The organism is Rhodococcus sp. IEGM 1406 (genome assembly GCF_030056745.1).
GTDB classification, from domain to species: domain Bacteria; phylum Actinomycetota; class Actinomycetes; order Mycobacteriales; family Mycobacteriaceae; genus Rhodococcus_F; species Rhodococcus_F erythropolis.
In genome coordinates this window covers 64605-89738 of the sequence record NZ_JASHKO010000004.1, presented here as the reverse complement: position 1 = coordinate 89738, position 25134 = coordinate 64605, and the positions used below count along the sequence as shown (strand labels likewise).

The window sequence follows — 25134 nt, the reverse complement described above, 5'->3', positions numbered from 1 at the left end:
GGATTGACGACGTGTGGTCGGAAGTGGACTTCTGTGGTGTGTTCATGTGTTTCAACGTAATTGCGGGCCCCTTGGCTGTGCTTCTCGATTTCTGATCGGTTTGCTGAGACTGCTTGCAAGGTGCAGCGCTCGAGCGGGCACTAGGTGGGCAATTTGTCGTGAATGTACTGTTCAGCCGATGTTTTCTCGATAGGCTGATGAGCGCTGATCGGACGTATCTCACGCCACCATGGAACGGGGAAACCAGTGATCGCACTGCGAGGAAGGTCGTTAGCCGCAGCAGTAGTGGTGTCCATGACGATGGCGTTGGCCGCGTGTACGTCCGCTGAATCGGCGCCCGAGGTGGGCGCCAACTACGGCTCGGACGGAACCGCCGTCGACTACCGGGAGCCGGTGAAACTGAGTAGCCGAGATGGTGTTCTCGAGGTGCGCTTGTCCGCTCATCAGGGAGTGATTCCGCTCGATACCGCTTCGGCGCCCGTGTCGAATTTTCTGCTCTTCGGGTACGAGGTCATCCGCGGTACGGCGTCGGACGGATCGACCTCGGCGAGTGACGTCTATCCGGCGCCGACTCTCCGCGTCAATCCCGGAGAGCGATTGATCATTCATTACGACAACGATTTGCAGGATCTCACTATCGAGGACTTCTACGATCCGGCATTCACACCGGCGGGCGGGGACGTGCCGATCTATCCGCCGGCGCTGACGTCGGCTCCGCTGAATCTGCACACGCACGGGGTGCACGTGAGTCCGGACGGCAATGCGGACAACGTGTTGCTCAACATTCCCGCCGGCCAGGGAAACGTGTACGACTACGCGATTCCGGGGACGATGCCGAACGGTCTGTACTGGTATCACAGTCACCGGCACACCCTCACTGCGCAGCAGACTTACATGGGCCTGGCCGGGCTACTGGAAATCCGCCGGCCGGACGGCAATCTGCCTGTCGTGACGGCAAACGACGTTCCGATTCGCGATATGGCACTGCAGTACAACTTCGTATTCGACCGCAAAGGAAAGGGCCGGCAGCTCAACGACGCGAACTGGCCCCAATTCGTCAGTACGTTGACGCCACCCGCCGGTACGGAACTAGACGACGGGACGTACCGTCCGAGCCTTGCTCCGGTGAATTTCTCGGACACCACCGAGGGCGCGCAGTATTTCACCAACTGGTACACCGGACCGTTGTCCCCGGCCAATCATCGTGGACAGAATCAATTCGTTCCAGGCAATCTGCAGAGCTTCGTGGGTGAATCGACGACTGTACCGGCCGATCCCTCACTGCCGGACAACCAACGCGATGTGCAGTACACCGTGAACGGTCAGTTCCAGCCGTCCCTGAGATTGAAGCCGGGGCAGACCGAGATCTGGGTGCTTGCCAACATCAGCGACTTTGCCTACATGCCGGTCACGTTGACGGAAACCGCAACCGGCGCCCATCCGAAGTTCGCCATCGTAGGGCAGGACGGAAACCCGTTCGACGAGGTCAGGCCACCCGTGGATGGGGACGGAACCAGGCTGGTGATTCCGCCGGCCTCGCGATACGCAATCGCAGTGACGATGCCGGAGTCCGGCGATCTGGTGCTGGAGATGCCACCGCTCGAAGGTGCAAAGCCGGTGAGCAATCCAGGCATTCTCTACACCAACAACGGTACCGACAATCCGCCCGCCGAACTCGGAACCGTCACCGTCGACCCGTCGGTGATCAGTTACGCGGACGGATTCTTCACGTTCCCGACTCAGCAGTTGATCCGTGCGACGCCAGACGAGGGTGAAGGAAAGACGACTCCCTTCGAGTTCGGACAGAAGCTCGATACCTACACCTCGTTCGTGGATACCGCAGCGATGACGCCCGACGTGACCCGCAATCTCACAGTGTCCGGTGGGTTCGGAAACGAGAAGGCCAGCAACAGTGATCCGAAGGCCTTCACCTACGAATTCGCCGACAACACGTTCCCCAACATTCCGCTGATTCAACCGCGACTGAATTCCGTTGAGGAATGGAAGATCACGAACCTCAACAACGACGAACACCCGATGCATATTCACGTCAACGACTTCCAAGTAACGGAAGTTGTGGATCCCGTCGCAGGTACCACGACGGGCGTTCAGCCCTGGGGAATCGACAACGTGAACGTGCCGGCGCCGGTGACGGACGAGAACGAGAATGCGCTGGAACCAGCATCGGTGACGTTGCGGACGAAGTTCACCGAGTACACCGGAACCTTTGTCATCCATTGCCACCGACTCAACCACGAGGACAACGGTTTGATGGCTACCGTCAGCGTGATTCCCGAGGTATCGACGTATGCCGTCGCGGTACCTGGTTCGGCCGGCGTGCCCGCCAAGGTGCAGATATTCGATGCCAACGGCGACAAACTGATCACCGCTGTGACGCCCTTCCCGTCGTTCGAAGGCACCCCGAGTGTTGCGATGGCGGACGTGAACGGAGACATGGTGCTTGATCTGGTCGCTGGAACAGGGGCAGGCTCGGCTCCGGAAGTGGTGGCGTACAACGCAGTCGGCGGCGTGCCGTTCACCGACGAGTTGGCAAGATTCGCCCCCTTCGATGTGGGTTTTCGTGGCGGAGTGAACATCGGCGGCGTCGATATCGACGGAAACGCACTGGCGGACAACATCATCGTTGCCTCGGGCCCAGGGATGGAGTCGCAGGTCAAGATTTACTCCACCGACCTTCCGGCGGACAAGAGGTCCGCACCCGCAGAATTCGGTTCGTTCTCGCCGTACCCGGGATCGAGTAGCGGAGTCACGTTCGCAACCGGAATGGTTGACAGTCACTCCGGTCGAGCGAGCATCGTGACCGCACCGGGTCCGGGCGAGGAGTCGTTGATCAAGACGTTCCGCTACGACCTGTACGAACCGACTGCGGCTGCGGAGGGCGACTCCGATGAACACGCAGGTCATACGAATGGTCCTGTAACGACATCACAGTTCTTGGCATTCGGCCAGGGCTACCGCGACGGGGTGTCTCTGTCGACGGGTTGGGTGGCCGGCGCCGAGGGTGGCGCAAAGTCGATAGTGGCAGGCATGCTCGGAGGAGAAGGATCAATCCGCGTCTTTTCGAGTGGATCCAGGCTCGACGGTGCACCCGAGATGTACCTCGAGAGTCCAGATCACCATTCGACGGACGTGGCGTTTCGGGAGGTTGCAGCTTTCGACCCGTTCACCGCTCCAGGGTCGGGTGTGGGAGTGGCCACGACGAGCACGACTGCCGGCGCGGATCTCCTCGTCAGCGGCAGCAACGGAACGGGTGCCGAAGTTCGGAAATTCACTCTCGGTCGTGCAGATCCGTCTGCGACCACATTGACACCGACGCTTGTGGGAACGCTGCCGCCCTATCCCGTCGGCGGGGGAGCGCTGCCTCTCGGCGGTCGATGATCGATGTCGACAGTGAGGACTGATTACGAAGTCCGGATCTGAGCACGGAATCAGTTTTTCATCGATCTCGAACCGAGAGAACCCTCAATGAGGCTCTGGGACAAAGTTTGACGGCGCGTTGGGCATCAGTCTCGAGATCGGTGGGGATGTGCGGCTCACGTCGGCGATCGTGTGGGAGTGGATATCCCCATTCGTCACGCGTCAGCAGGGTCGGCAGCAACTCCGTGCACAGTCCTCGACCTTCACACGTAGTCCAATCGATGTGTAGGACTTTGGGCGTTCTTGCGCTCATGATGCCGCTCCCATCCGTGTGCCGACCTCGCAGGCTCCTGCAGCGTGTATTCGGAGATCGTGCTGGAAAACGCGAAGGGAACTCCTCACGAATCTCACTGTCCCGTCCGGATGTTTGCATGCCCCACGCCCTTCGATCAGATCCGCCAGATATCGGATCGACTCCTGGGTGTGGGCCGTCCCTGAGCGATAGGCAATATCGGACAACGCGCGTGCCATTCGGGGCATTCCGTTGATGCACGGTCCACACTGACGAGCGCTCTGATCGGCGAGATACTCAACGATGTCGGCTGAAGTCTTCAGACCACACCTTGCGTGACCCAGTACGTGAATGACTCCGGCGCCGGGCGAAGCACCGACCGTCGCCAAAGCCGTTGTTGTCATGTTTGTGGTCGGCAAGTCTTGCGCATCGACCCAACCTCCGTGAAACCCGCCGACGAGGACTGCTCTGATCGACGCAGTATCAGTACGTGAATACTGGCTCACCAACTGATCCAATGGAATTCCCATGGGGATCTCGACGACTCCATTCACGGTCACATCACCTGACAGGGTGATCAGGGTCGTCCCCGACGCGCCGCCCAGCCCTCGCGTGCGAAACCACTCGGGTCCGTATCGGGCGATGAGAGCGATGTGCGCCAGTGTCTCGACATTGTGAACCACGGTGGGTCGTCCGTTCAGCCCGGCCACGGTGCTGTGTACCGAGCGGTCTCGAGGAATGGGTGCTCGGCCTTCGATCGTTCCGACTACCGCGGATGTCTCGCCGCTGATGAATGTCTTCGGTGAAGCCACGAGTGTGACCAAAGGCTCGGTCAGCCCGGCAGTCCTTCTTTCTTGCAACGCATTCCGTACGAATTGAAGCAGTTGCGATCCTGCGTACAGATATGTTTCTTCGCTTCCGCACTCGTGTGCGACGAGTTGTAAGCCGTCGAGGACGAGGTGCGGCGCACGTTCGAGAAGAACTGCATCCTTGTCGCTGAGCGGTTCGCCTTCGCTACCGTTTGCGATAACCACAACACGCCGTCCAGTTACGGAACCGAGTTTTCGCGCAGTGGAAAATGCCGCCCCGCCTTTCCCATGGAGACCGGCATCGGCGAGTAGGCGACTCAAGGTACCCGGCGACGAGCGTGGGTTGTGGCCGTGGAGGGCCGTGTGGGTGGCCAGATCGGGTGAGCATGCGGCGAGAAGTCCGACACGGGTGGATTCGGTTGTCACGTCACGTCCTTTCCATGAGGCGCAGGGTCGAGAATTCGACGAAGTCTGTCCGGAGTCGCCAGAGAACTGCTCCGGCCACCGCGACGGCTGACCCGATGGCGATGGCGAGAAACCACGTGTGTCCTGAGTCCGTTCCGTTTCCCAGTCCGTGCGCGAACGCGATCGGCCACAGAGCGTACGCGCTCCAATGAACGACGCGAAAAGTTCTGTTTCCTAGGCGATTTCGCAGTAGTCCCGTCAAGGACACCGCGAACAGAACATCGAACGCAAGGGTGCCCAGTCCGAGCCAGAAGGCACGATAGTTACCCAGGAAGGGGAAGACGAAGTCGACGAGTTTCAATTGTGCGTACGGATCGGCCAACAGTGCCAGCATGTGTACGACTACGAGGATCACCCCGATGAAGGCGGCGGCCCTGTGGACGTTCTGCACGCCGAATCGAGGTAGTCCCGCTAGAGCCCTCCCGGACCGCGTGACGATTCCGAGAACCATCGACATCGTCAGGAACACGAGAGCGGTGATACCTGTCCCTCGACCCAATGCCCACAGTGCTTCGTCCACGACTAGGGTTCCCTTCTGCCGGTGGCGACCGCATCGTCCGTCGGCCATCCGTTCAGTAGGCGGACCGCACCTGCACGATCGACCAGTCGCGCCGGTAGCCCGGTGTTCAGGAGGTCCCGTGCACCTTCGAAACCTCGGACGATGCAGGCGGTGCTCGCGAGGTTTGCTGACACACAACTGTCCGCGCCGACGGTGACTGTCTGCCATGCGGCATCAACGCTGGTGCCGCTCCGCGGATCGACTATGTGGTGCACGTGTCTACCATTTTGCGTCCATCGACGCTTCCTGGTGCTCGATGTAGCGATGGATGTCCCGCCTGGAATGGCGACCGTATCGGCCGGGGCGTCGTGGCCGTCTTGGACGAGAACGATCCACCCACCGTCCGGCGCCGGTCCGGCGGTAGCGATGTCTCCGCCGAGACACACAAGCACTCCGCAGTCGAGTGACATGCTGACGGCGTGCGCACATTCGTCTGCTGCAAGTGCCTTTGCCGTTGCCCCGAGGTCGAGTTGGACGCCCGAGGGAACTGTGACCGTTTGTCCGTCGAGCCCGACCGAGGTCCACTGCGGAGTAGACACGAAGGACGTCTTGATCGGTACGTCCCTGCCTTCGATCAGCGCGAAATCGCGGTCGTATCCGAGCGCGACGACAGCTGTACCGATTGTCGGGTCGACGGCTCCGTCAGTGCGCTCGGCGCCATCGAGTGCTGTTCGGATCAGCCGGGCAAGGGTGCTGCTCACTTCGACCGGCATTCCTCCTGCATTCTCGAACGCCCGAATTTCCGAATCCTTGCGAAATCGGCTGCATGCCAAATCTATTTCGCGAAGACGCTCGTCGATGATCGACCTGGCCGATTGAATCACTTCCGGTTTCGTCACCACGACCGAGGCTTCGAGGCCCCACACCCTCCACATGGAACTCGCGACGATCGGGGAGGTGGTCACGATCCGGCCGATCGAGCGTGGGGAGTGGAACTTCCGCTCGACATCTTTGGTGCCGCCGCGGGTGAGGTAGTTGTCGATTGCGAGTTCGGAGTCGAACTGCCGCCGGACGGACTGCTCGATTGCTTGGTTTCGTCTGTGGTCGCTGTGATTGCCGTGGCCTGCGTATCCAAATAGGCAAGTACTGTTCCGCCGACAACGCCCACGACTCCGAATGCGACGAGGGCCCCGGTGACGATTCGGGTGCGTCGAAATCCGTCTTCCGGTGTATCCATCTGATGCCTGCTCTCGAAGATTCGATTGAGAACTCAACAATCGGCCGAGGCGCTTGTCCAGGGCTGCATGTCTGCTGTGAAGCTGCTGGGAATCGGTCGTGCCGTTGGAGAGCTCCGAGTTCCACGATCGCGCTGCAATCTTGGAGAGTTCTCAGAACGGACGTGGCAGGCTCGCAGGCATGGGCGCGAAACCACGAATTCTTCTTGTCGAGGACGACCGGCAACTGGCGGGCATGCTTGCGGACCTCCTCGAGGAGGAAGGGCACGAGGTCGACGTAGCTCATGACGGACAAGTCGGTCTGCATCTGGCGTTGACTCGCACCTATGATGCTTTCGTCTTCGATCGTGGAGTACCGGTCATCGACGGCGTGGAATTGCTCAGAACCCTCCGGACGAGGGATTGCTCAGTACCGTCGTTGATCCTCACTGCTCGCGGTTCCGTTGCCGATCGAGTGGAGGGACTCGATGCCGGTGCCGAGGATTACTTGGTCAAACCCTTCGAGATTCCCGAGTTGTTGGCTCGAATGCGTGCCCTGTTGCGTCGCCGAACCTCCATAGTGCCCATCGTGGTCGGAAGGTGGGAAATCGATCGAGCGAACCGAACGGCTACCGACACCGAGTCCGGATCGGTGACCTCGTTGTCCGAACGCGAGAGCGAACTGCTCGGATTTCTGTGCGCATCGCCTGGGCAGGTGTTTTCTCGGACTCAGCTTCTGGGGCGTGTCTTCGGAAGTGCAGATACTCCAGGCACCGTTGACACCTATGTCCACTATCTCAGGCGGAAACTGGGCAGGAACGTCGTAGCCACCGTCCACGGACTCGGATACCGGCTCGGTTCATGATTGACCGCAGCAAAAACAAGGACAGGCAGTCATCTGGGATCGGGTTCGGTGACGAGGTGCGCCTACGGCGAGCCGGACGTTCAGCTGCGGTCCAAGCCGCCATTGCTCTCGGTGCCGTGTTGCTGATCGTCGGAGCGGTGTCCTATGTGGGCTATGCGCGGGCACAGGATCGTCAGATTCGTTCTGCACTGACCGAGGTCGCAGCCACAGCAGACGATGCGGACGATCCGCCGCCCGGTATGTCGCTGGCCTTTCGTTCCAATGGTGGCGTGGAGACCGTGAGCGTGCATGCCCCCACCGGGACCGCAGAACTTTTGGATGCGCCCGCTGGGTATTCGGATTTCACCGATGGTGACAGTAACTTCAGGGCCCTCGTCTCAGACGGTGCGGAAGGTCGCGTTGTCGTGATCGCGGCACTCGAGCCCTATGAATCAGGAAGGCAGCGATTACTTCTCGCACTCGGATTTGCCGAACTCACCGGAATTGCCGCATCTGTGGGCGTGGTGGTGTTGTTGTCCCGACGTGCGATTCAGCCACTGACGCAGGCGCTCGAGCTGCAACGCCGTTTTGTCGCCGATGCATCGCACGAACTACGTGCGCCGTTGACCGTACTGCACACCCGTGCACAACTTTTGGCTCGACGCGGAGATTCGCTCGAGTCTTCTGAGCTTGTTTCGCAGCTCAACGGGTTGGTGGACGACACTCGGGCCCTCGGCGAAGTTATCGAGGACCTGTTGATGGCCGCATCAATGGACGACAGCGGACAACCCCGGAATCGAGTGGACATGGTGGCAGTGTGTGAGAAGGTCCGTGACAGTGTGGCCGATCATGCTCAGAAATCTGGCATTTCCGTCGACGTGAGCAAAGGCGGGACTGGAGAGCCAATGGTGTTGGGGATCGAATCGGCTTTGCGCCGAGCGGTTCTCGCGCTTGTCGACAATGCGCTTGCTCACGAGCGTCCAGGAGGCCACGTCGTTCTCCGCGTCGAGCGAGATCGCGACCACGTCAGAATCCGCGTGAGCGATACGGGAATCGGAATCGAACCTGAAGCGGTTCCGGTTCTGTTCGACCGATTCTCACATGGCCCGACTCAACCCGCCGGTAGCCGGCGATACGGCATCGGATTGTCCTTGGTTCGCGAGATCGCGCACGCGCACCGAGGGAAAGTCTTCGTCGAATCGACACCGGATGTCGGCTCGTCCTTCGAGATTGTGCTGCCGGTAGCTCGGTGACACCGAGCACGTTCGACCACGATCCCCAGAACTCTCCAAGAAATCCTGCCTACGTTGATCGACATGGGCCTGACCACGATCGGCGGATTACCCGCTCACCCACTCCTCGTTCATTTCGTTGTCGTGCTGGTTCCGCTCTCGGCGGTTCTGGTTCTCTGCTCCGTTCTGTGGCCGAGTGCTCGGCGCAGGCTCGGGATCTTCCCACCGGCCATCGCCCTCGTCACGTTGATACTCGTTCCGATCACGACCGATGCAGGTGAATGGCTCGAACACAATTCGCCTCACAGCGAGTTGATCGAGATTCACGCCGAACTCGGTGATCAACTTCTGATCTGGTCCATCGCGGTGTTCGTGTTCGCGGCGATATGGTGGGTCCTGCATACCGATAGATTCACCGAGTGGCGAAGCGCACGAACTTCACTGTCCGACAGTTCGACGCTGCTCCGAGTCGTGACAGTCGCGATAGCGGCGATCGCAGTTGTCGCGGCAGTGGGTTCGATGGTTCAGGTCTATCGCATCGGTGAGAGCGGAGCGAAGGCAGTCTGGCAGGAGCAGTCGTAGACATCCACCGAGTAAGTCCACGGCAGGAGCGCAGTGTGATGATTCGATTTCCCGGTGTCTATGCGCCTCAGAGCGATACCCGTCTTATTTCCGACGCAGTACGCGCCGAGAAGTTGGATGCGTCTTCTCAGGTTCTCGATCTGTGCTCCGGTAGTGGTGCGCTGAGTGTGTGTGCGGCCAAGGCCGGGGCGGGAACGGTTTTCGCCGTGGATATCTCACGACGTGCCGCGGTGTGCACCTGGATGAACGGGCGACTCCGCGGTCACAGAATCCACGCCCGTCACGGAGATCTCCTGACCCCGTTTCACGGTCGTCGATTCGACCTCGTCGTCTCGAACCCGCCTTATGTTCCTTCCGTGGACGACCGTGCGCCGCGCACCGGCCGTGCTCGTAGTTGGGACGGAGGCAACGACGGACGCCTGTTGCTCGATCGCATATGTGCGACGGCACCGGGTGTTCTGCAGAAGGAGGGCACGATATTGCTGATCCAGTCCGCACTCAGCGGCATCGATCGCACCGTCGAACTGCTCGCCGACAACGAACTCGAGGCATCGGTGGTCTCGAGGACCTCGATTCCTTTCGGTCCGGTCTTGCTGTCGCGCAGGCGATACCTGGAGTCGATCGGCGTCATCGACCCTGACCAGGTCACCGAGGAGATCGTCGTGATCCGAGCGAGACGATGACGCCGTTGACAGCCGCACAACGCTCGTTGTGGTTCGCTCAGTCCCTTGACCCGGCGTCGCCGTTTGTCATAGCTCAGTTCGTTGATCTGAACGGTGAACTGGACGCATCTCGGCTGGAATCATCGACAGTCGCCGCGCACCGGGAGTTCGGCGTTGCGGGCCTTCGTCTACGTGTGACGGATGGAGTGCCCGAATTGGATGAAGACCCTGATCTGACACTGGTCGGCGGAAGGCTGGATTTCCGTCGATACGACGATCCCGTCCGGGCAGCGAAGACGTGGATGAATCGAGAGTGGAGCACGGCAACTCTCGATCCGGATACTGCCCTCACCGTCGCAAATCTGTTGCAGGTCGGCCCTCATCGCTGGTTCTGGTACTACCGTGCGCATCACATCGCACTCGACGGTTACTCCGCTGCACTTCTGATGCGCCGCACCGCCGAGATCTATCTGTCCGCTGGTCCGGTGAGGCCGGATCAGGTCGACTCGGTTGTGGCGGATCGCGCGGCGGCGGTTGCCCGCCAGGAAAGCCGATACCGAGAATCACAACGCTGTGGCCGCGATCGAGAATTCTGGCACGAGAAACTCCGGTCAGTTCCTTCACTTCCGTCCTTGGGTACGAGTGTGATGGGCACTTCTTGGGGAAGTACGCTGCGAGCGAGTGGCACAGTGCCACTGTCCGATCTCTCGGCAGCAACCGTGATATCGGCGTTCGCGTCATACGTCGCACTGATGTGTGGTGTCGACGACCTGTGTTTGTCTCTGCCGGTATCCGGACGAGTGACTGCTGCGTCGAGATCGTTGCCGGGCGCGATGTCGAACGTGGTTCCTCTGGTACTTCACGGAGTGGGTGCATTGACCCCCTCCTCGGCGGTATGCGTTGTCGAAAGCGCACTGAGCGAGGCACTTCGGCACCAACGTTACCGCCGGGAGGACATGTCTGCTCTGACTGACGGTCGACGGCAGTCAAGAGTGCAAGCGTTCGGTCCGGTCGTCAATGTCATGTTGTTCGACAGGACCCTGACCTTGGGCGCGGTACGAGGTCACGTCGAGATACTCACGACCGGACCGGTCGACGATATCGCGCTAAACGTCTACCCCGGTTACACAGGGAACGTTCGCGTCGATCTCGAGGCCAACGGTGCGCTGTACAGCTCTGCCGAACTTTCTGCGCATCATGATCGATTCGTTCGGTTTCTCGAGGCATTCGTCGACACGCCGCCGGATCATCCTGCTCCGCCCCTGTGGACGGATGCCGAGCTGGGAGCCACGAGGCCGGCGCGTGGCGAGCCTTCGATCGAGCCCAGAAGTCTTGATTCTCTTCTGCGTTCCGCAGTGCACCGCGCTGTCGATTCGGTTGCCATCACCGACGGTGACAGATCGTGGACCTACGGGCACCTCGATCGGATGGCGGGACTCTGGAGTCGGCAGTTGAAGTCCGTCGATGTAGGCCCCGATGATGTTGTCGTCGTGGCGATCCCGCGATCCATCGAATCGGTCCTGGCAATGTGGGCTGTGGCGCGTGTAGGAGCCACATACGTACCGATCGTTCCGGCCCACCCCGCCGAACGGGTCGTGGACATGCTGGGTGTATGCAAACCGAAGATCGGGCTCACGACTTTCGGGCTGCGAAATTCGTTGCCGTACGCCCTCGAGTGGCTGTTTTTGGACCGTAACCCCGATGCTTTCGGGCCGTCCTTCGACGCCGAGCCCGCACATGCCGATCATCGGGCTTACATGATCTTCACCTCCGGCTCCACGGGCCGGCCCAAAGCGGTGTCGGTCACTCACCGTGGCCTGGCCAATTTGGCTACCGACATTCGCAAGAAATACGAGCTCGATTCACGCTCTGTCGTAATGCATTGTGCTTCAACCAGTTTTGACACGTCTGTCGTAGAGATGCTCGCTCCCGCTCTGTTCGGCGCCTCGTCGGTGATCTGCCCACCCGAGACCGTTGGTGGTTTCGAGCTGGAAGACCTCATCTGCCGTCATGCCGTGACACATCTACTCGTAACACCTTCGGCGCTCGCAACATTGGCTCCGGAACGGGTGCCCTGTTTGAAATTCCTGATAGTCGGTGGCGAGAAATTACCGCACGAACTGATGCGCCGGTGGGCGCCGTTCGTGCGTGTTCGAAGCGCGTACGGTCCTACCGAGGCGACATGCAGTGTCACCATCACCGACGTCTTGAACGTCGACGATCGTGTGACACTCGGGCGGCTCATGCACGGAGTCGAGGCGGTGGTACTCGACGCATCGCTCGAGCCGTTGTCCACCGGGGCCGCGGGGGAGCTCTACCTGTCGGGGCCTGGTTTGGCCAGAGGATACGAGGGTAGAGCGGGGGAGACGGCTGCGCGTTTCGTTGCGTCCACTCTTTCAGCGGGCCAGCGTATGTTCCGAAGCGGCGATCGGGTCCGATGGACAGACGACGCCCAACTCGAATTCCTCGGCCGCACAGACGATCAGGTGAAGGTGCGTGGGCGCCGAATCGAACTTGGTGAGATCGATTCCGTCCTGTACGGCCACCCGTCGGTCGAGTTCGCCACGACGTTGGTCCGCGATCTGGCCAACGGTTCGCCGGCGCTGGTGAGTTACGTGAAACTGCACTCGGGAATCCTGGACTCGGATGCGAGTATCGAACGCCTTCTGACACAGAAGTTGCCGGAATACATGGTCCCGATCGTCGTGATTCGCATCGACGCGGTTCCGCTCACCACGAACAAGAAAGTCGATCGGGGCGCGCTCCCCGCTCCCACCTTCGAGCGGAGAGAAGCGGTACGGGTCGCAACACCGATCGAGTCCCGCATCATCCGTACATTCGAGGAAGTGCTCACGGCCACCGAGATCGGCCACAGCGATTCGTTCTTCGATCTCGGGGGAGACTCATTGTCTGCAACTCGAGTGATCGGCCGCCTCAACGCTGATTTCGGCATAGACCTTGGTGTTCGTGATCTGTTCGACTCGCCGAGCGCCGCCGCGCTCGCGAGTTCCTTCGGCCAACACGTCGGACGGGTGCCACCATTGGAACAGGCCGTCGACGCCTCGCCGCCACTGCTTTCACCCGCACAGGAATACATCGGTCGAGAAATCACCTCTCCTGCTCTGTACAACCTGCCCTTCACAATTCGCGTGCGTGGCGGACTCGACCACGACGCATTGGCTTCGGCGGTACATGACGTAATGGTCAGGCATGAAACACTTCGAACCGTATATCCGGATGTCGCGGGTTCGCCCAGCCCGCTAGTAGTGAATCCGGACCGGATTCCGCGCGGACTTACAGTGGTCGAAGGGAATTCGAGCGATGCAGAATCGATCGTTCACCAGACGCTCTCTCGGGGTTTCGATGTGCGTTCCGAGATCCCCATTCGCTTGATCGTGTGTGCATACGGTCGGGACGATCATCTGTTTGCGGCGGTTGTCCATCACATCGCGGCAGATGGATGGTCTCTCGCCATCCTCGCGCGCGACTTGTCCATCGCGTACGAGGCTCGCGCGCGGAACACGCACCCGACGTGGCCGGAGACCGCGGTGCGGTACTCGGACTACGCCATGTGGCGCACGGAAATTCTGGGAGCGCAGGAGGCGCCTAGCGACCTCGCTGTCGGTCAACTCGAACATTGGGCGACGGTTCTCGACGGGGCACCGAGCGAGATTTCTCTGCCACTCGACCACACTCGACCCTCGATGTGGACGTTCGGGGCCGGCCGAGTCGAATTCTTGCTTGATCCCGAGACTCATTGCGGGTTGACGACGTCTGCAAAGCGAGCCGAGACCGGGTTGTTCACTGTCGTTCACGCCGTCTTAGCGGCGACACTGAGTGCTCTGTCCGGTGACCACGACATCATCGTCGGTAGCCCGGTCGCAGGCCGCGGCCATCCGAAACTCGACGACCTCGTGGGCATGTTCGTGAACACACTCGTGCTTCGCACATACGTCGACGTTTCGGCGGACTTCGACTCTCTTGTAGCCGCGTGCCGCCGAGTAGAACTGTTGGCGCACGACCACAGTGATGTGCAGTTCGAGCGACTGGTCGACTATCTCGATCCTCCTCGTCATGCGTCGCTGCATCCGTTCTTCCAGGTGGCAATGTCGTTCGAGAACTTCCCTGCCGCAGTGCTCGAATCCGACGGGCTTACCTTCGAGGTCACGCCGCGGCCACTCGACATCGCCAAGTGTGACCTTCATTTTCACTTTGCCGAAGTGTTCGACGAAACCGGTGAACCCGCCGGGATCGAGGCGGCACTCGTCTACTCCGTCGATCTCTTCGATGCAGCTACCGCCACCCTCTTCGCCAAGACCCTGTCCGCAACCGCAGATGCTCTCGTGAGGAGTCCGGATGCGCCGCTGCTCGCGCTGGACACGAGATCGTGACGGTGAGTGTGCGTTTCGATCAGACCGCCTGCCGATCGGTCGTCGGGTACCTGTCCGATTATCGGGGGACGCGAGAGAGTTTGTCACCGCGCCGCCATATGCCCGCGATCGAGAGAGTTGCTGTGATCTCACGCGTGGGATCGCCCTCGACCAGAAGCAGGTCAGCCTGAAGACCTGGTGCTATACGACCCCGGTCTGTGAGACCAAACCGCCGGGCGGGCGATGACGTCGCCGCGCGCAGCGCTTGCACCGGCGACAGACCTGCCCGGACGAGAAGCTCGAGTTCGCCGTGCATGCTTACGCCGTGCGCGGTGCCGACCACTCCGATGCCGGCAGCATCAGTGCCTGCCAAGATGTCCACTCCAGCTTCGTGCATCCGCCGGGTCGCTTCAATTGCATGGTCGACAGATCCAGGAGAACCGAGATGCCAGCATTGGCATAGATTTTCGCGCCACGAAGCGGGGATCAGTGGACGGGCTCTGTCGTCGTTGGCGAGGTGAGTGCCGTCGATGTCGCTGGCGAGGGAACCAACCGTGCTGAGTGTCGGAGTGATGAAGACCCCAGCATCGAGTGCCTGGGCAATGATCTCGTCTGTGGGCGGTCGATCGAAGAAGATGTGTACGAGCCCGTCGACTCCGGCGCGAAGAGCCTGCTCCGCTCCGGCCAGTGACGTGACGTGCGCAACCGCCATCTTGCCGTGGTCATGTGCCGCGTCGACGATTGCCCGTGCCACGTCCTCGCCGAGGGTGGGGGAATCGTGCCCGAGCGAAGTGCCGTCATCGATGAGAAGTTTGATGTAATCCGCGCCCTCCGCCACGCGGGCGGCGACAAATGGGAAGGCGTCCTGGAGGGAATTCACCACCGGGTACTGCTCATCGAAGTAGGTCCCGATCATCATCGATGGATGCCCGCCGAGCACAGTGGCACCGACGGATGCGGACCGCACGTCAGCGAGGTCATTGCGCTCGGCGGCATCGCGCCGCTGCGAGTCCATCCATTCCGGACAGGAGAACATATCGAGTTCCGTTGTCACGCCGAACAACAGGGCGTTCTCCAATGATGGCGGCTGCGCGTGTGTGTGGCTGTCGATCAGTCCGGGGAGCAGAGTCTTGCCCCGCCCGTCGATGACGTCGATGTCGGCAGTCGAGTCGAACTGCGTCGCGACGGACTCGATGAATCCGCCCTTGATGTGGACCGTCGAATGCTCGACGACGTCCTCTCCGTCGAAGACTCTTACATCCCTGATTGCGAATCCTGTGTCTGTCATTGTCCTGCCATCCATGGTCACAGCATTTACGTTGATGTAAGATATTGAACACCAATGTAAATTGATGTGTCAAGGGACACACCTGAGAATTGCGTCCGGCAGTCGCCGGGAGGTGGCGGCCCCAATCTGGGCGGATGCCACAGCACGCCGAACAACCACGTGCCGCAACGAACATGAATAGAAAGCAGGATGCGATGAACGGGAATCAACGCGCCGCGCTCGTCACTGGCGGGTCTGCAGGAATCGGGCTGGCTATCGCGGAAGCGCTCGCTGACGAGGGCTACAACCTGACAATCGTCGCCCGGGACCAGGGCAAACTCGCCGACGCTGCGACTCACCTGCGCACGCGTGGCGTCGAGGTCCTGCCGGTGTCCGGGAATCTGGCCCACAGCGCCGACTGCGAGGCCGTAGTGACCTCGCACGTCGAGCGGTACGGCCGCACCGACGTCCTGATCAACAATGCCGGCCTGGGACTGAGCGGAAACATCGCCGACATGGCGACACCGAAGCTCGACCTCCATCTGAATCTGAACCTTCGGTCCGCCTATCTGCTGATGCAAAGCTGTATTCCGACACTGCAGGTGGCGGGAGCCGAACACGGTAAGGCCTTGATCGTCAACGTGAGCTCGATCTTCGGCAAGTTGCCGCGGGCAGGAGTGGCCGCGTATTCGATGACCAAGGCGGCGATGATCGCCCTGAGCCAATCGGCGCACGGCGAGCTCAGCCGCCTTGGCATCCAGGTCACCGCCATCTGCCCGGGATTGGTCGAGACACCCGGATCCACGTGGATGGACAAGGAGCCAAGTGCCATGCTGTCGCCCTCGGACGTCGCCGAAGCGGTGCGATTCCTTTTGCGCACCTCGCCGCGGTGCGCGGTTCCCGAAATAACACTGACCACCCCCGGGCCGGACGTCCACTATGTCGACCTTCCGTGGACCTGACCGGCTCTAGCTGCCAAACGGCTCCTGGACCGTCAGCCCTACGCAGGGTTGACGGTCCAGGAGCGAAATCCACCGGGCCGGACATTTGCACGTTGCAATTGCCCATCTTGCGCCTTCAGGGTAAATGTCCTGCGGGATGACAGATTTCAGTTTGTTTCGAAGAGTGCGGCTGCGCCCATTCCGCCGCCGACGCACATCGAGATCACGACATACCGAACACCTCGGCGCCTCCCTTCGACGAGAGCGTGGCCGACCAGGCGGGCGCCGGTCATCCCGTACGGATGACCGATCGAGATTGCGCCGCCGTTGACATTGAATCGGTCGGGGTTGATACCGAGATGATCGCGGCAGTAGACGGCTTGGGAGGCGAACGCTTCGTTGAGTTCCCACAGCCCGATGTCGTCGACAGTGAGGTTGTGCTGCGCGAGTAGTTTCGGGATCGCGAAGATCGGTCCAATTCCCATTTCGTCCGGTCCGCACCCTGCCACGGCCATGCCGCGGTACACGCCGAGCGGTTCGAGACCGCGTCGCTCGGCCTCCTTCGCCTCCATCAGGACCGACGCCGAGGCGCCGTCCGAGAGCTGCGAAGCATTGCCCGCGGTCACAGTAGACGTGGTTGTCACTTCGCCGTCGAGGAGGACCGGCCGGAGGGCGGCGAGTCCGGCGGCAGTGGTGGAGGGGCGGTTCCCTTCATCGGCGATCAGTTGTACGGGCGCGATTCCGTCTTCGGTGGTTTTGACGCTGTCGATGGGAACGATTTCGGCGTCGAAGCGGCCCGCGGCCTGCGCTGCGGCGGTCCGCTGCTGGGACAGCAGCGCGAACTCGTCTTGCCGGTCTCTGCTGACCTTGTACCGTTCGGCCACGATTTCTGCTGTGTGCAGCATCGGCAGGTAGGTGCTCGGTAGGTTGTCTACGAGCCAAGGATCTGTTGCGCGATAACGGTTTTGGTGTTCGTTCTGGACCAGGGAGATCGACTCGACGCCGCCGCCGATCGCGATGTGCATGCCGTCGCCGACGATCTGTTTGGCGGCAGTGGCGATGGCCATCAGCCCTGAGGCGCACTGGCGATCGATGGTCATCCCTGGCACGGAGGTTGGGAGCCCGGCGCGCAACGCGGCCTGGCGGGCGATATTGGTTCCGGATGGGCCCTCCTGCATGGCGCAGCCGAGTACGACGTCCTCGATCTCCCGGCCGTTGATTCCGGCTCGTTGCACGGCGTGGGCGATCGCGTGTGCGGCCAGGTGCTGAGGTTGTGTCTTGTTGTGGGCGCCTCGGTATGCCTTGCCGATCGGCGTTCGGGCTGTCGAGACGAGGACGGCTTCCCTCATGGTGTGCTCGTTTCTGGGTGAAGTTTCTCGGTGTGGGGTTTATCCGGCGAGGTTGGTGGGCGCGACACCGCGTTCTTGGTTTGTGAGTCCAGTTGGGTTGGAAGTTGTTGCCGTGTCACCACTGGTGCGCGGTACGAGCAGTGTCAGTGCCGCGCCGACGACGGCAGGCACGGCGAAAGCGAACAGTTGCCAGGTGGTATTGGCGCCGAGTGAGACGAAGAGGCCACCGTAGGTGGGGCCGACGATGGCACCGATCCGCCCGACCCCCAGTGCCATACCGAGCCCGGTTGCGCGGCAGGAGGCGGGGTAGAAGGTGCCGATGTAGGTGTTGAGCAGGATTTGAGTACCCGTGGTACCGAGTCCGGCGAGCAATACCAGCAGATAGACGACTGCGAGGGGTGGAGTGGTGGCGATGGCCAGCAGGGACAGTGCGGCGCTGAGGAAGAAGGCGGCGGTCACGGGTTTGATGCCGTACCGGTCGGCGAGCATCGCGCCGACGAGCGCTCCTACCGCACCGCCGACGTTCAAGACAAGCAGAAAGGACAATGCGGCCCCCAGTGGGTAACCGGCGGATTTCATGAGCGCAGGAAGCCAGGTTGCGACACCGAACAGTACGAGAAGGCAGACCAGAGTCATTGCCCAGAACAGCAAGGTCGCCAGGGTGCGTTCGTTGCCGAAGAGTGCGCGCAGTCCGCGTTCGTGTGTGGGGATGCAAGCCGGTTCGGGCGCGGGGGCGGCGGGGAGGTCGAGGCCGTATCGGTCGGCAATTGCTGCAGCAGCGTCGTGCTGGCCCCGGGCGGCGAGGTACGCGGGTGATTCTGGGAGATACCGGAGCATCATGGGTAGGAAGACGAGTGCTGGCACCATTCCGGCCAGGAACATTGCGCGGAACCCGTACTCGGGCACGAGCCAGAGCGAGAGCACTCCGGCAAAAATCCCGCCGATGCTGGTGCCGACGAACCCGAGCGCCACCGACCGGGCCCGGGCTCCCGGGGTGGCGAACTCGATCAACGTCGCTGCCGCGGTGGGCATGAGTACGCCGGCACCGAGACCCACGAGGAGGCGCCCGGCCCCGAAGATCGCGGGGGTCGGTGCGATGGCGCACAGGCCTGTCGCTGCGGAGAAGACGAGGACGGCGGCGAGGATGGTGCGTCGCCGTCCCCATCGGTCGGCGACGGCCGCGGCGAGCAGGGCGCCGACCAGCATGCCGACGCCGACGAGTGAGCCGAGCATTCCTACGTCGGTGGCCTCCAGATCCCAGGGGGCATAATTCAGCAGTGACGGAACCACAGTTCCGTACATCAGAAGGTCGTAGCCTTCGAGGATCAGTGCCATGAGGCAGAGCCCGACGACGGGCGCTGAGGGCGGGATACGAACAGACATTGTTGTCTCCGCTCGGAGAGGAGTGGCCCCGCCTGGCCCCGCAGAATGCAGGCTTGGCGGGGCCACCGGGGAACTGGGGATTGTCTAGGCGAACCGAGTCGCCAGCCAGGCACCGATATGGGCTGCGGCAAGGCTGGCGCCGGTGGGGGCGCCGTCGTGGATCGGGCCGCCGAAGTGGGTACCGGCGACGCGGACGTGGGTTTTGTCCGTTGATCCGAGGGCGTCGACCATGGTTGTGGCGTCCTCGGGGAAGCAGGCTTGGTCGCCGGTGAGTTCGACGAACAGGGACGGTGCGGTGAGAGCAGGGGCACAGCGGAGGAAGTCGGCGTTGCTGCTCAGTCCCGACCAGGTGGACAACCAGGCGTCGGGGGTGGCCAAGCGTCCAAAGCCGACGAGTCCGTAGTTGGTCAGGTCCGGCCGTCGGCCGAGGAGCGAGCCGTAGGGGCGCTCGTTCGAGCTCAGAGACAAGTCCGTGAATCGCAGATCAGCATCGGTGCGATACACGGTCAACACTCGGGGTGCGAGCGCAGCGCGGCGTTCGGCTGGATCGGAAGTGCTTGTGTACCGCTCACGCGCATCTGCGGCTTCGTCGATGCGTTCGCGGGCAATCGCGTCGAGGCGGGCGATGCGCTCCCGCTGCGCTGATCGGTAGCGAATCACGAACCCGGGCGAGTACGAGGAACTGTGCGGAGGTTCGGCGAATCCGTTGGCGGGATCGAACGGATTCAACTCGGAATCGGTTGCCAGTGGATCTGTTTCGTCGATGACCGAAGGGTCGATCAACCGCAACAGCAGTGCTCCCTGCCCAGGGTGCGGGGCCATGAACACTGCCGCGTCGGGCAGCGGCATCTGCGCTCCCGCCAGGTCGATGGGCCGGCCGGCGGGCGTGTGGGTCAGGCGCTCAGCGGCCGGTAAACCAGCTTGCTGGTGGTAGAACGCGAAGAGAGTGCCGCCACCGGAATGCCCGAGGGTGACGACGTGATCGAACCCTTTCTCCCGCAGGAACACTTGCCCCGCTGCGGCATCGAGAAGGGCCTGTTCATGCACCAAAGCGATGTCGTTGTTGACCGACCGGGTGCCCTGCGTCCATACCGCGTATCCGCGTGCGAGCAACTCGGGGACGAGCACATGGTGGGTCAGGTCTTGCCGGGGGTGCATCAACGTGACCACGGTGCGCGCTCCGGGCACGACCCGCAGGACACCGCTGACCTTAGCCCCGTCCGCAGTGTTGAGCTCGTGCAGTGAGACCACTGTGGTCTCGGGCGCTTGGGCGGCGTCGATGTAACGGCCGGCACCAAGTCGCGATGTCTGCTCAGTCATTGCGGCTCGATTCGCATTGCGTCTTTGTCCCACTGGGTGATTCGAGACCGATGCAGTCCGGCAACGCTGCTGTACCACACTGCGTGACGTGCTTCGGTCGCCCGTCGGTCGATCACGATGGGGGAGTCGGAGACAATTCGGTAGTACGGTCCAACGCGATCAATCGTCACCGCCGGGTCATGTCCCGCGACTGCGGCGACCGGAGCGTTCTCGGGAACGTCGAGGATGAACATCGTGGTCATCAGATGCTTGACCTTTCCTTCTCGTCCTGTTCTCGCTGCCAGGCCTCGGCTCGTTCGACGATCAGCTCGGCCTTTCGAGTCAGTAGGGCTGACATGCTCGGTTCGGGGCCGGACACGACATCGACGAGAGCGTCGATGGTGAGGTTCGCGTCGAGATCCTCCTGCGGGGTCACCGGGCGAAGGGCACGAGTGATCTCGATCATGTAGCCGTTGGGATCGTGGGTGTAGATCGACTCGATCGTCTCGTGCTGGATTTGCATCTCGACCGGCCAGTCGCTGCCGTCGAGACGCCGCCGATATTCCAACAGATCTTTCTCGTTGTCGACGTGGATCGCGAGGTGTCGCGATCGGATGAAGAAGATCGGCACGTCTGCGGCGAAGCGGGAGTACGAATCGCCTTGCGGGCCACCTTCGAACGGCTCCAGGCCGAAGTAATAGAAGAATGCAAGCCGATCGTCGTTTCCGATGTCGAAGAAGAAGTGGATGAAGTCCGGGTGTTTCTCCGGACCCCACCCTGCGGCGCAGATGGAATGCACCACCGGAAACCCGAGCACGTCCCGGTAGAACTTGACGGTAGCGGCGGGATCAAAGGTCGGGTAGGCGACGTGATCGACGCCTTTGACGGTGTGCTGCAGTGTGGGCATGGTGAACTCTCCCCAGGGTTTCGGGCTAGCTGTGGGTGGTTGCTGGCGAGTCGGCGCGAAGCAGACTCCCCGCGCCGGGAAGGTCGACGGGAAGGTCGAGCCCACGCAGCAGGCTGTAAGCACCAGCGGTCGCGGCCGAGAGAACGGGCAGTCCGAACTCGTCTTCGGCTGACTGGACAAGGTCGAGAGACGGCATCTGCACACAGGCAGAGATCACCATCGCATCGGCTCCGGTGAGGTCCAGGGATCGGGCAGCCTCCATGACTCGTTCGCCGGGGATGCAGCCGACCTCGGCGTTGTCCGCCACCTCGAGTGCACGCCAGTCCGTGACCTGGATACCTTCGGCCTCGATGTAGGCGACTACCTGCTCGGCGAGCGGACGCATGTACGGGGTGACCAGGACTATTCGCTTCGCGTGGATCGCGCGTAGCGCTTCGACGAGGGTGCCCGCGCTGGAGCGAACGATCGCATCCGAACCGCCGGTTGCCAGTTGCTCGGCGACGAGTCCTTCCACTCGCTGGTGCTCGCCTGGACCCACTGACATCAGGGCGACCAAGCATGCGTAGAGGATGCCGTCGACGCCCGCGTCACCGAGTTCGAGGATGCATCGTTCACGTTGAGCGTTCATCGCCCGCAACTGTTCCGGTGATACGGACTGCATCCGCATCCGGCTCGAGTGGAACGAGAACTCGGCGTCGGTATGTCGGCCGAGCAGGGCCGGCATTTCCGTCTCGACCGTCACATTCGAACTCGGAACGACGAGTCCGATTCTGTGAATGCCCATGGGGTAGCCCTTCTGATCTGGAATTTCCGGGCGACATGTGATGGTCCGCCCGACTAACGTAGATTTACGTTGATGACAATTATTCGACGTTAGTGACGATTCGTCAAGCCCTGTCGGGCCTCGAGCGCGATTGCGAATGCGTGCGCTCCGCTGGCTTCGACGTGCGAGCGAGTGAAGGAGGGTGATCTGAATGGCCCACATGAGCAAGAACATTCGAGTGGAATGGGTCGACGTGGACGGTGGTGGCGCGGCGCATCACTCGATGGCGTCAATATGGGCTGAACGCGTGGAGCATTCCTTGCTCAGGGAGTTGCAATTGCCGCCGGATCGTTTTCCTCGTCGCCGGGTCGAAGTCGACTTTCATCGCGCCCTTAGGTTCGGGGATTGTTTCGCTCTGTCGTTGGAGATTGCGCAGGTCGGCGCGACCTCGGTGGTGTATCTATGGTTCGCACGGATGTGCGGCGAGGTCTATTTCTCCGGTCGTACGGTCACGGTTTTCGTGGATGACGAGGGTCGCTCGCGAACGGTTCCTGACGCTCTTCGGTCGAAGGTCGGTTCGCCGCTTACCTGACCAGCGCGCCCGGCATCTGTGTGGTCGTGCTGGCATGTTCACCTTTCGTGTCGATTCTCACATTTGACTATTGACTTGTTGTCGCGGACGTCGAATAATCGACATAGACGTAAGCAGTGTTCGAGATGACCTCGCACTCCGTCGCATTCCCAAGTACGAAGGAGCACAGCGGCAATGGCATATGTAATCGGAGTGGACGTCGGTGGAACCTTCACCGACGCAGTGCTCGACGACGATGCGGGTACGATTGTGGCGGCCAAAGCCCCATCGACACCCCCGGACTATTCGCAGGGTGTCCTCGACGTCCTCGAGGCACTTGCTGAGCAGTTGGGCTGCCCGCTCGAAGAGATGCTGGCAAACACCCATCACATCGCGCACGGCACGACGTCGTCGCTCAATGCGCTCGTCATGGGAAACGTGCCACCAGTCGGATTCCTCACGACGAAGGGCCACCGCGACTCCATCTACATCATGAACGTTGAGGGGCGGTATCTCGGCGGTTCGCCCGAACAGCTCCAGAATGTGATGGGCCAGACGAAGTCTCACGGTCTCGTCCCGAAGAAGCATGCACTCGAAGTGACCGAACGGCTCGATCGTGACGGCAATGTCGTCGTCGCCCTCGACGAGGAGTCTGCCCGCGAGTCCATCCGCACACTCCTCGCAGATGGTGTGTCGGGGATTGCGGTCTCACTGCTGTGGTCTTTCCGCAATCCCGCTCACGAACAGCGCATTCGAGAACTCGTCCACGAGATCGACCCGACGATGTTCGTCTCCCTGTCGAGCGAGGTGAGCCCGCGCATCCGAGAGTTCGCGCGCAACGCGACCACCATCATGAGCACCCAGATCGGGCCAGGGCTCCGCGATTACCTCGGCGAATTGGAATCGAAGCTGCGCGAACGCAAACTGGCCGGCCCCCTGCTGGTGATGCAAAGCAACGGCGGTGCTGTCGCAGCGGCCGAGGCACCGAAGAATGCGATCAGCACGGTCGGTTCAGTCTTGACCGGTGGCGTGGTCGGCGCGGTTTCCCTCGGCAAGCAACTCGGCCATCGCAACATTATCGCCACTGACGTGGGTGGAACCACTTTCCTGGTCGGCCTCGTCGTCGACGGTGAGCCCGTCCGGGCGAGCACCACGATCATCAACCACCACCCGATCAACGTTCCCACTCTGGAGGTCCATGCGATCGGCTCCGGAGGCGGTGCCATCGCTTGGGTGGATGCCGGCGGCAATCTGCAGATCGGTCCCCACAGTGCTCAGTCGGTACCGGGCCCGGCCTGCTACGGCCAGGGCGGCACCGATCCGACCAACACCGACGCCAACCTGGTGCTCGGAATCCTTCCTGAACGAGGCCTGCTCGGCGGCCGCAAACCGCTCGACAAGAACCTCGCTCGGGAAGCGATCCGCTCGAAGATCGCAGAGCCCCTGGGTCTTTCAATCGAGGACGCGGCTGCAGCCATCTATGCGGTCCAGAACGCCCAAACCGGTGACCTGTTGCGCAAGACCGTGGTCGAGGCGGGGCACGACCCCCGTGACTTCGTTCTCTATGCCTTCGGCGGTGCCGGTCCAGCACACTGCGCCGCTTACGCCGCCGAGGTCGGGGTCAAAGAAGTCATCATCCCGCTCGGTCAAGTTGCCTCTGCTTTCTCGGCGTACGGTCTGGCCTCGTCGAACATCGTGCTCGCTGCCGAACTATCGGACCCGGCAGCGATGCCACTCGACCCAGCCCGGGCCGAGCGCAATTTCGCCCAGCTCGAGAGCCAGGTGCTCGAGCAACTCAATCGCCAGGGTTTGAACTTCACCGGAGTGGAAGTCGAACGCGAAATCGACATGCGCTACGCGATGCAGCTCGCTGAGGTGGCAACCCCGGTGCCTGAGGGAAGCCTCGATGCAGCAGGGATCCAGCGGGCCTCGGATCTGTTCGAACAGCGGTACGCCGAACTCTACGGAAATGACAGCGGCTTCCGGGAGGCGGGCATACAAGCCATCACCTACCGCGTTCGTGCCACTGGAATCCTGCCGTTCTCACCGGCACTTCCTGACCTAAAATCTGCAGACTCCGCCGATTCCACCCACGCGCGGATCGGTTCCCGCAAGGTCTGCCTCGACGGCAAGCTTGGCTTCGTCGACACCGACGTCTACGACTACAGCAAACTGCTCGCGGGACACGTCCTGTCCGGTCCCGCGATCGTCGAGGTTCCCACGACCACCGTCGTCGTCCCCCCGGGCACCACAGGCACCGTCGACCGCCTCGGCAACCTGAACATTCTTCCGAACTAGGAGCTCCGC

General features: G+C 61.7%; 21 protein-coding genes. 9 read left to right on the top strand and 12 right to left on the bottom strand.

Going from position 1 to position 25134, the window contains the following annotated elements; genetic code table 11:
* The first annotated feature begins 294 nt into the window (after window positions 1-294).
* Complete coding sequence (locus tag QM596_RS19245) at window positions 295-3399, top strand: multicopper oxidase family protein (protein ID WP_283309927.1); 3105 nt, start codon at window positions 295-297, stop codon at window positions 3397-3399.
* A gap of 58 nt (window positions 3400-3457) precedes the next feature.
* Here the strand turns inward: QM596_RS19245 and QM596_RS19240 are convergent, their stop codons facing one another.
* The 5 genes from QM596_RS19240 to QM596_RS19220 are packed head-to-tail and all read right to left on the bottom strand — an operon-like array spanning window position 3458 to window position 6680.
* Window positions 3458-3691: a ferredoxin gene (locus QM596_RS19240; protein WP_080572300.1), complete on the bottom strand. Its 234-nt coding sequence runs from the start codon at window positions 3689-3691 to the stop codon at window positions 3458-3460.
* Window positions 3688-4905 carry an NADH-ubiquinone oxidoreductase-F iron-sulfur binding region domain-containing protein gene (locus tag QM596_RS19235; RefSeq protein ID WP_283309692.1) on the bottom strand — a complete coding sequence of 406 codons (1218 nt, stop codon included), beginning with the start codon at window positions 4903-4905 and terminating at the stop codon, window positions 3688-3690. The genes QM596_RS19240 and QM596_RS19235 overlap by 4 nt, the downstream gene beginning before the upstream one ends.
* Before the next feature lies 1 nt (window position 4906).
* Window positions 4907-5464, bottom strand: coding sequence for a ferric reductase-like transmembrane domain-containing protein (locus QM596_RS19230; RefSeq protein ID WP_283309691.1), 558 nt, complete (start codon window positions 5462-5464; stop codon window positions 4907-4909).
* 2 nt (window positions 5465-5466) lie between these two features.
* Window positions 5467-6408, bottom strand: coding sequence for an FAD:protein FMN transferase (locus tag QM596_RS19225; RefSeq protein WP_283309690.1), 942 nt, complete (start codon window positions 6406-6408; stop codon window positions 5467-5469).
* A complete protein-coding gene (locus QM596_RS19220; protein ID WP_283309689.1) occupies window positions 6405-6680 on the bottom strand; it encodes a hypothetical protein in 276 nt (91 codons plus the stop codon). The genes QM596_RS19225 and QM596_RS19220 overlap by 4 nt, the downstream gene beginning before the upstream one ends.
* A gap of 98 nt (window positions 6681-6778) precedes the next feature.
* On the opposite strand from QM596_RS19220, the gene QM596_RS19215 reads away from it, so the two are divergent.
* From QM596_RS19215 to QM596_RS19195, 5 genes are all read left to right on the top strand, one after another.
* Window positions 6779-7522 (top strand): response regulator transcription factor, encoded by a 744-nt coding sequence (locus QM596_RS19215; RefSeq protein ID WP_283309688.1) that lies wholly within the window; start codon window positions 6779-6781, stop codon window positions 7520-7522.
* The gene (locus QM596_RS19210) at window positions 7519-8754 is read left to right on the top strand and encodes a sensor histidine kinase (protein WP_283309687.1); all 1236 of its coding nucleotides are present in this window, start codon (window positions 7519-7521) and stop codon (window positions 8752-8754) included. Before QM596_RS19215 ends, QM596_RS19210 begins: the two co-directional genes overlap by 4 nt.
* 63 nt (window positions 8755-8817) lie before the next feature.
* A complete protein-coding gene (locus tag QM596_RS19205) occupies window positions 8818-9315 on the top strand; it encodes a DUF2231 domain-containing protein (RefSeq protein ID WP_283309686.1) in 498 nt (165 codons plus the stop codon).
* A 35-nt stretch (window positions 9316-9350) separates the two neighbouring features.
* Complete coding sequence (locus QM596_RS19200) at window positions 9351-9998, top strand: HemK2/MTQ2 family protein methyltransferase (protein WP_195791361.1); 648 nt, start codon at window positions 9351-9353, stop codon at window positions 9996-9998.
* Window positions 9995-14368 carry a non-ribosomal peptide synthetase gene (locus tag QM596_RS19195; RefSeq protein ID WP_019748753.1) on the top strand — a complete coding sequence of 1458 codons (4374 nt, stop codon included), beginning with the start codon at window positions 9995-9997 and terminating at the stop codon, window positions 14366-14368. The genes QM596_RS19200 and QM596_RS19195 overlap by 4 nt, the downstream gene beginning before the upstream one ends.
* A gap of 58 nt (window positions 14369-14426) precedes the next feature.
* Here QM596_RS19195 and QM596_RS19190 read toward each other — a convergent pair whose 3' ends face one another.
* The gene (locus QM596_RS19190; RefSeq protein WP_019748752.1) at window positions 14427-15635 is read right to left on the bottom strand and encodes an amidohydrolase family protein; all 1209 of its coding nucleotides are present in this window, start codon (window positions 15633-15635) and stop codon (window positions 14427-14429) included.
* A 194-nt stretch (window positions 15636-15829) separates the two neighbouring features.
* On the opposite strand from QM596_RS19190, the gene QM596_RS19185 reads away from it, so the two are divergent.
* Window positions 15830-16576 (top strand): SDR family oxidoreductase, encoded by a 747-nt coding sequence (locus QM596_RS19185; RefSeq protein ID WP_019748751.1) that lies wholly within the window; start codon window positions 15830-15832, stop codon window positions 16574-16576.
* Window positions 16577-16722: 146 nt separating this feature from the next.
* Here the strand turns inward: QM596_RS19185 and QM596_RS19180 are convergent, their stop codons facing one another.
* The 6 genes from QM596_RS19180 to QM596_RS19155 form a co-directional block, all read right to left on the bottom strand.
* Window positions 16723-17904: an acetyl-CoA C-acyltransferase gene (locus QM596_RS19180; protein ID WP_283309685.1), complete on the bottom strand. Its 1182-nt coding sequence runs from the start codon at window positions 17902-17904 to the stop codon at window positions 16723-16725.
* Between the two features lie 39 nt (window positions 17905-17943).
* Window positions 17944-19287, bottom strand: coding sequence for an MFS transporter (locus QM596_RS19175; RefSeq protein WP_019748750.1), 1344 nt, complete (start codon window positions 19285-19287; stop codon window positions 17944-17946).
* Window positions 19288-19371: 84 nt separating this feature from the next.
* Complete coding sequence (locus tag QM596_RS19170; protein ID WP_019748749.1) at window positions 19372-20607, bottom strand: hypothetical protein; 1236 nt, start codon at window positions 20605-20607, stop codon at window positions 19372-19374.
* Window positions 20604-20849, bottom strand: a complete 246-nt coding sequence (locus QM596_RS19165; protein WP_019748748.1) for a hypothetical protein — start codon at window positions 20847-20849, stop codon at window positions 20604-20606. Before QM596_RS19165 ends, QM596_RS19170 begins: the two co-directional genes overlap by 4 nt.
* The gene (locus tag QM596_RS19160; protein WP_283309683.1) at window positions 20849-21493 is read right to left on the bottom strand and encodes a VOC family protein; all 645 of its coding nucleotides are present in this window, start codon (window positions 21491-21493) and stop codon (window positions 20849-20851) included. Before QM596_RS19160 ends, QM596_RS19165 begins: the two co-directional genes overlap by 1 nt.
* A 25-nt stretch (window positions 21494-21518) precedes the next feature.
* Complete coding sequence (locus tag QM596_RS19155) at window positions 21519-22277, bottom strand: maleate cis-trans isomerase family protein (RefSeq protein ID WP_283309681.1); 759 nt, start codon at window positions 22275-22277, stop codon at window positions 21519-21521.
* A gap of 190 nt (window positions 22278-22467) precedes the next feature.
* Between QM596_RS19155 and QM596_RS19150 the strand changes: the two genes are divergently transcribed.
* On the top strand, window positions 22468-22848 hold the full coding sequence (locus tag QM596_RS19150; protein ID WP_283309680.1) for an acyl-CoA thioesterase: 381 nt from the start codon (window positions 22468-22470) through the stop codon (window positions 22846-22848).
* Window positions 22849-23022: 174 nt separating this feature from the next.
* Complete coding sequence (locus tag QM596_RS19145; RefSeq protein ID WP_029538236.1) at window positions 23023-25125, top strand: hydantoinase/oxoprolinase family protein; 2103 nt, start codon at window positions 23023-23025, stop codon at window positions 25123-25125.
* The last annotated feature ends 9 nt before the right edge of the window (window positions 25126-25134 follow it).

Bases quoted from the DNA above. Each gene is read 5' to 3' on its own strand.
- QM596_RS19240 (WP_080572300.1), bottom strand. From the start codon at position 3,691: ATGAGCGCAAGAACGCCCAAAGTCCTACACATCGATTGGACTACGTGT.
- QM596_RS19220 (WP_283309689.1), bottom strand. From the start codon at position 6,680: ATGGATACACCGGAAGACGGATTTCGACGCACCCGAATCGTCACCGGG.
- QM596_RS19170 (WP_019748749.1), bottom strand. From the start codon at position 20,607: ATGACTGAGCAGACATCGCGACTTGGTGCCGGCCGTTACATCGACGCC.
- QM596_RS19210 (WP_283309687.1), top strand. From the start codon at position 7,519: ATGATTGACCGCAGCAAAAACAAGGACAGGCAGTCATCTGGGATCGGG.
- QM596_RS19190 (WP_019748752.1), bottom strand. From the start codon at position 15,635: ATGACAGACACAGGATTCGCAATCAGGGATGTAAGAGTCTTCGACGGA.
- QM596_RS19165 (WP_019748748.1), bottom strand. From the start codon at position 20,849: ATGACCACGATGTTCATCCTCGACGTTCCCGAGAACGCTCCGGTCGCC.
- QM596_RS19175 (WP_019748750.1), bottom strand. From the start codon at position 19,287: ATGTCTGTTCGTATCCCGCCCTCAGCGCCCGTCGTCGGGCTCTGCCTC.
- QM596_RS19160 (WP_283309683.1), bottom strand. From the start codon at position 21,493: ATGCCCACACTGCAGCACACCGTCAAAGGCGTCGATCACGTCGCCTAC.
- QM596_RS19195 (WP_019748753.1), top strand. From the start codon at position 9,995: ATGACGCCGTTGACAGCCGCACAACGCTCGTTGTGGTTCGCTCAGTCC.
- QM596_RS19145 (WP_029538236.1), top strand. From the start codon at position 23,023: ATGGCATATGTAATCGGAGTGGACGTCGGTGGAACCTTCACCGACGCA.
- QM596_RS19185 (WP_019748751.1), top strand. From the start codon at position 15,830: ATGAACGGGAATCAACGCGCCGCGCTCGTCACTGGCGGGTCTGCAGGA.
- QM596_RS19150 (WP_283309680.1), top strand. From the start codon at position 22,468: ATGGCCCACATGAGCAAGAACATTCGAGTGGAATGGGTCGACGTGGAC.
- QM596_RS19205 (WP_283309686.1), top strand. From the start codon at position 8,818: ATGGGCCTGACCACGATCGGCGGATTACCCGCTCACCCACTCCTCGTT.
- QM596_RS19180 (WP_283309685.1), bottom strand. From the start codon at position 17,904: ATGAGGGAAGCCGTCCTCGTCTCGACAGCCCGAACGCCGATCGGCAAG.
- QM596_RS19245 (WP_283309927.1), top strand. From the start codon at position 295: ATGACGATGGCGTTGGCCGCGTGTACGTCCGCTGAATCGGCGCCCGAG.
- QM596_RS19155 (WP_283309681.1), bottom strand. From the start codon at position 22,277: ATGGGCATTCACAGAATCGGACTCGTCGTTCCGAGTTCGAATGTGACG.